Source organism: Halalkalirubrum salinum (genome assembly GCF_005543295.1).
GTDB classification, from domain to species: Archaea; Halobacteriota; Halobacteria; order Halobacteriales; family Haloferacaceae; genus Halalkalirubrum; species Halalkalirubrum salinum.
In genome coordinates, this window is record NZ_SRSG01000042.1 from 1 (window position 1) to 1580 (window position 1580).

1 protein-coding gene is annotated in these 1580 nt (G+C 54.5%); it reads right to left on the reverse strand.

Annotation, left to right across the window (positions count from 1 at the left end):
* Positions 1-50: 50 nt before the first annotated feature.
* Complete coding sequence (gene tnpC / locus E5K03_RS13675) at positions 51-1505, reverse strand: IS66 family transposase (protein WP_138007368.1); 1455 nt, start codon at positions 1503-1505, stop codon at positions 51-53.
* Positions 1506-1580: the final 75 nt, after the last annotated feature.

Here is a 1580-nt window from a genome sequence, read left to right on the forward strand (position 1 = left end):
GTAGTTGGATAGCAAGACCAAGATATACCGCTCAGTGATGCCTCTCGTCCTTACCGAAGTTCTCTCCCACCCAGAATTGACTGGAGCTGTTCTGGTGGATCGAGTCCTCGTCGTTTCCACGTCGCCAACATCGTTGTTATTGTCTCGTGAATCTGGACCCCTTCTGCCGAACGGAGGGTCCGAAACATCTTCCGAAGGACTACTTGCTCGCGCAGAGCCCGCTCTGCGCGATTATTCGTTGAATCAACATCTGGTTCAGTCACAAACGTAAGCCAGTGACCCAAGCCATTGCTGATCTTCTTGATCAGCTTTTGAACCTCTCGGGCCTCGTAATCCTCTCTAATCAGGCCCTCTAAGTGCAAGGACGCTTCCGCCCGCTTCTGCTCGCGGGCGGAAGCCGACGGCTCTCCTTCGACGAACGTCGTTAGGTCGTCGTGGAGTGCGTGCAACTCTGCAGATAGCCGCTCTGCTTCCTCGTGCCGTTCAGCGACGTACTCAGCCTCCCGCAACAGGTGCGCCCAGCACCGCTGAAGTTTCGTGTGATAACTCGAATACGCTGACCAGCCGTCACAACTGAGCGTCGAGTCCTCGGCGAATTCCTCGCCGAGGACGTCTTCTAAGACTCCACTTCCACGGCTCTCATCAATCCAGAACAGCACCTCGTCATCAGTGACGAACGTCCACGCCCAGTGTTGTTCTCCGTCAACCGGAAAGCCTGTTTCATCGCAGTAGACGACCTCACTCTCCCGAACCTTCTCTTTGACATCGTTGTATGCGGGTCGCAGCCGGTCTGCGACCCGCTTGGTCAAGTTGTAGATCGTCCGGTGGGAGACTGGATGATCAAGCTCCCAGTCAAATAGCTCGGCTTGCTTCCGGTTTGGCAGTCGTTGATGGAACCGACTGAGAGCGGTTTGGGCCATGATATTTGGCCCAAACCGCCCCTTTTTCGGGCAGTCGGGATGTTCAGCAACGACCTCGTTTCCGCACGAACAGTGGTGTTTACCGAGTTCGTACTTTACGACGGTGGTTGGAACAGGGAGCGGGACATCGATAACAGTTTGTGAGACGTAGTTCTCAGGGTTAGAGAGGATTTGCTCACAGTCAGGACAGTATCCCTGATCGACCCGAATCGTTTCTTCTGGTTCAGGTGCTGTTCGAGTAGTCCCCTCGTGACCTTCACTACGGCCTGGTGAAGAGTCGCTGGCGGCGTCAGAGTCGCCGCCAGCGTTGTCTTCATCAGGTTCTTCGTCTTCGTCCTCGGTTTGGCCGTCATCGCCTGGTGAATTAGCCGCACCACCCTGTCTACTGGGAGGTGTGTTTGGATTTTCGTACTGCTTGAGGCGAGCCTCAAGCTGTTCGATTTCCTGTTGTTGTGCAGTGACCTGGCGTCGTAGAAATCGGTTCTCAAGCTCTTTGACTACGAGCTGCTGGCGGAGTAGCGAACTATCATCGGTGCGGATCACGGAATCTGTCGATTCCGTTGATCCACGACTCCCCAGTGACACAGTTAGTTCTGCATTAGAGAACGGTCTATGAGACTGCTACGAAATCGTCTCGACATAGAACTGCTATCCAACTAC